The sequence below is a fragment of the Mesorhizobium sp. M7A.F.Ca.US.014.04.1.1 genome (assembly GCF_003998745.1).
Lineage (GTDB): Bacteria > Pseudomonadota > Alphaproteobacteria > Rhizobiales > Rhizobiaceae > Mesorhizobium > Mesorhizobium ciceri.
The window spans coordinates 1-3,719 of record NZ_RZRW01000557.1 but is presented as its reverse complement, the minus strand read 5'-3'; the positions used below and the strand labels follow the sequence as shown (position 1 = coordinate 3,719).

4 protein-coding genes are annotated in these 3,719 nt (G+C 64.2%); 3 read left to right on the top strand and 1 reads right to left on the bottom strand.

The window, feature by feature from the left end; all coding sequences use genetic code 11:
* The 3 genes from EOA22_RS27405 to EOA22_RS27395 form a co-directional block, all read left to right on the top strand.
* A partial coding sequence (locus EOA22_RS27405) for a 3-hydroxyacyl-CoA dehydrogenase family protein (RefSeq protein WP_245478701.1) occupies positions 1–410 on the top strand: 410 nt, incomplete at its 5' end.
* Positions 411–492: 82 nt separating this feature from the next.
* Positions 493–1,143, top strand: a complete 651-nt coding sequence (locus tag EOA22_RS27400; protein ID WP_013533656.1) for a helix-turn-helix transcriptional regulator — start codon at positions 493–495, stop codon at positions 1,141–1,143.
* Between the two features lie 9 nt (positions 1,144–1,152).
* Entirely contained in the window at positions 1,153–1,995 is an 843-nt protein-coding gene (locus EOA22_RS27395) for a thermonuclease family protein (protein WP_348628039.1), read from the top strand.
* On the opposite strand, the gene EOA22_RS27390 is transcribed toward EOA22_RS27395, so the two are convergent.
* Entirely contained in the window at positions 1,961–3,607 is a 1,647-nt protein-coding gene (locus EOA22_RS27390) for a lysine--tRNA ligase (RefSeq protein WP_063170009.1), read from the bottom strand. The genes EOA22_RS27395 and EOA22_RS27390 overlap by 35 nt on opposite strands.
* Positions 3,608–3,719: the final 112 nt, after the last annotated feature.

Sequence of the window (3,719 nt, the reverse complement as noted above, 5' to 3'; positions counted from 1 at the left end):
ACGATTATCCGGCAAGGCCCGCCAAGAAGAAGCTGTGGCCGGGCATCAGGGATCTCTATCCGCAGCTTGCGCCCGAGAAGGTCGATTATGAGGAACTGCAGCAGCGGCTGCTGGTCACCATCGCGCTGGAAGCGGCCCGGGTGATGGAAGAAGGCATCGTCACCGACCCGCGCGAGGCCGATGTCGGCTCGATCCTCGCCTTCGGCTTCGCTCCCTATACCGGCGGTGCGCTGTCCTACATCGACGGCATCGGCGCCAAGGCGTTCGTCAAGATCGCCAGAAACCTGCAGAAGAAATACGGCGCCGAGTTCAAGGCGCCCAAGCTGCTGCTCGACATGGCCGAGAAGGGTGAGAGCTTCTATCAGCGCTTCGATCCCTATGCGAAAGGCGAGACCAGGAAAGCGGCGTGAGTAAGCCTTGCACTGTGGACAAGATGGCGGTCCGGGGTTAGAACAGGGAAGGTATTTTTTCCTGTTCAAAGGAGAGCGACACATGCTCTCGCATGACCGTGTCTGGGCTGCCATTGATGCTCTTGCCGAGCGCTATTCGCTTTCGGCCTCGGGGCTGGCCAAGCGTGCGGGGCTCGATTCCACCGCCTTCAACAAGTCGAAGCGCCTGTCGTCGGATGGCCGGCCGCGCTGGCCCTCGACCGAATCACTGGCAAAGATTATGGAGGCAACGGGCGCTTCCCTCGACGAATTCACCGGTTTGATTGAAGGTCGGGCCGGGGCCAGCCATGCGGCTTCGGTCGCCCGCCGAAGCTCCGTGCCGCTGCTCGGCTTTGCCCAGGCCGGCGCCGGCGGCTTCTTCGACGATGCCGGCTTTCCAGCCGGGCAGGGCTGGGATCTGATCGAACTGCCGACGCAATCGACCGAGAGTTCCTATGCTTTGCAGGTGCAGGGCGATTCCATGCTGCCGCTCTACCGCAATGGCGACGTCCTCATCGTCGAACCGGGCGCCGTTACCCGCAAGGGCGATCGCGTCGTCGTCAAGACCACATCAGGCGAAGTGATGGCCAAGGTGCTCGAGCGCCAGACCGTCAGGTCGATTGCGCTGGTCTCGCTCAATCCCGATCATCCCGACCGCGATATTCCCATGCGCGATGTCGAATGGGTGGCGCGGATTGTCTGGGCAAGCCAATAGGTCAAGCTGGTGCGGCTTCTCCATCATGCGCTGGCGGTTCTGATGGTCCCTGTGATGGCAGCCATTGTCGTCACTGGCGGTCACACTCTGAAAGGTAGTGAAAGCGTCATCACCGTGGACCAGCTTGATCCGGGCGCCGATGCGATGGCGCAGCAGGCTGCCGGGACGCTGCCCGAGGAGCCGGCCACATCGGCCATCGCAGCTCCGCAGCCGGCGACGCATTCGAGGGCGATCGATCCCGAAATCGTCGCGCCGCCGGAACTGCCCGCCGACGGGCTTGAACGGATCGAGCCGCGCGAGCCGCTGAGCAAACTCGCGCTGGCCGTGCCGCCCAAGCCGAAAATGCCTGACGACTGGAACGGCACAAAGCTGTTCCAGCCGGTTGCGCCGGCCGCCGGCTTGATCGAGGCGAAGGGCTACTCGGTCGCGGTTTCCGGCATCGACATCGTCAGGCAGGACGAGATTTGCAGCGAGGACGGCAAGTCCTGGCCGTGCGGCGTCCGGGCGAGGACAGCGTTCCGCGCCTTCCTGCGCGGCCGCGCGGTGGTCTGCACGGTGCCGCCGCAGGGCGGCCGCGACCTGATCGCAGCCGAGTGCCGGATCGGCAAGCAGGATGTAGGTCAGTGGCTGGTCGAAAATGGCTGGGCGCGCGCCGCCAAGGGCGGCCCCTATGTCGAGGCCGGCGACAAGGCGCGCATGGGCAAGAAGGGCATTTTCGGATCGGCGCCCGATCTGTCGGGCATGCCGGCGATGCCGGCCGCGCCAGGCCCGGCACCTCAGGCGCCGGGTTCGATCCTGGAAGAGGTCGACGGCGTGCTCAAGCCAGCTGACCAGCCAGCGCCCGCTCAATGAGCGCACGCGTCTCGGCAACGCCGTAGAGTGCTGCGAACGAGCCGAAGCGCGGGCCGCGCTCCTGGCCGATCAGCACCTGGTAGATCATCTGGAAGAAGGCGCCCGATACGCCGGGGCCGCCTTCCGGGCTCTGCTTGGAATGATCCTGATAGCGCTCGATCCTGCGTGCGACGTTGAGCGAGGCGTTCTGGATCGCTTCGCCGCTGGCGTCCGCCGGCAGCGCGCCAAGTGCTTCGTCGAGGGCTGCCAGCGCTTCGCGCTCGACCTCGTCGGCGGGCCGGAAGGTTTTCGTCGGCTTCACGAAATCGTCGAAATAGCGGATCGCATGGCCGACCAGCCGGTCGAGCTCTGGATGCGTCGCCGGCGTCACGCCTTGCGTATGACGTGAAATGAACCCCCACAGCACATCCTTGTTCTGCGCGTTGGAAGCGCTGACCAGATTGAGCAGCAGAGAGAACGGCACCGGCATGTCGATCGCTGGCGGGTTGCCGTCATGCATATGCCAGACCGGGTTGCCCAGCCGCTCCTTCCAGTCCTGGCGGGGATAGGCGGCGAGGAACGTGTAGTATTCATCCACGGCCCGCGGGATAACGTCGAAATACAGCTTCTTGGCCTGCCGCGGCCGTTGGTACATGTAGAGCCCGAGGCTTTCGGTCGGCGCATAGGTCAGCCACTCGTCGATGGTCAGCCCGTTGCCCTTCGACTTCGAGATCTTCTGGCCGTTCTCGTCGAGGAACAGTTCGTAGACGAAATGCTCCGGCGCCCGTCCGCCCAGAATGTTGCAGATACGGTCGTAGACCACCGCATTGGTCTGGTGGTCCTTGCCGAACATTTCGAAATCGACGCCAAGCGCTGCCCAGCGCATGCCGAAATCCGGCTTCCACTGCAGCTTCACGCGGCCGCCGGTGATCGAAAGCGTGGTCTCGGTGCCCTCGTCGTCGAAGGTGATGGTGCCGGCTTTGGCGTCGACATGCTTCATGGGCACGTAAAGCACGCGGCCGCTCTTCGGCGAGATCGGCAGGAACGGGCTGTAGGTCGCCTGCCGCTCGGGCCCGAGCGTCGGTAGCATCACCGCCATGATCTGCTCATAGCGCTCGGCGGCGCGCTTGAGCATCGCGTCGAAACGGCCGGCCTTGTAGTATTGCGTCGCGCTGGCGAACTCGTAGTCGAAGCCGAACGTGTCGAGGAAGCGGCAGAGCATCGCATTGTTGTGGTCGGCGAAGCTCGCATAGTCGCCGCCGAAGGGGTTGGGGACCGACGATAGCGGCTTGTGCAGATGCGGCTCGAGTGCGGCGCGGTCCGGCACGCTGTCGGGTATCTTGCGCATGCCGTCCATATCGTCGGAAAAGCACAGCAGCTTGGTCGCGACCTTGTCCTGCGTCAGGACACGGAAGGCATGGCGCACCATCGAGGTGCGCGCCACCTCGCCGAACGTGCCGATATGCGGCAGGCCGGACGGCCCGTAGCCGGTCTCGAACAGGACTGTTTGCGGAAAGTCGGCGCCTTTGTAGCGCTCGATGATCTTTTTGGCTTCCTCGAACGGCCACGCCTTGCTTTCGGTCGCGGCCGCCAGCAGCTCGGGGTTGAGATCGATGATGTTTGATCCCGCCATGTCACAGTTTTCCAAATCATCTGCCGGCCCGAAGGCGGGCCGCAGCAAGGGTTTTTCAACCGGTCTCTAGGCGTGCAGCGCCGAAGCGTCAACGCGTGCGGCGCTTTTTCCT

What these genes read in the sequence shown, in the direction of transcription:
- EOA22_RS27390 (WP_063170009.1), bottom strand. Translation starts at nt 3,607, where the DNA reads ATGGCGGGATCAAACATCATCGATCTCAACCCCGAGCTGCTGGCGGCC.
- EOA22_RS27400 (WP_013533656.1), top strand. Translation starts at nt 493, where the DNA reads ATGCTCTCGCATGACCGTGTCTGGGCTGCCATTGATGCTCTTGCCGAG.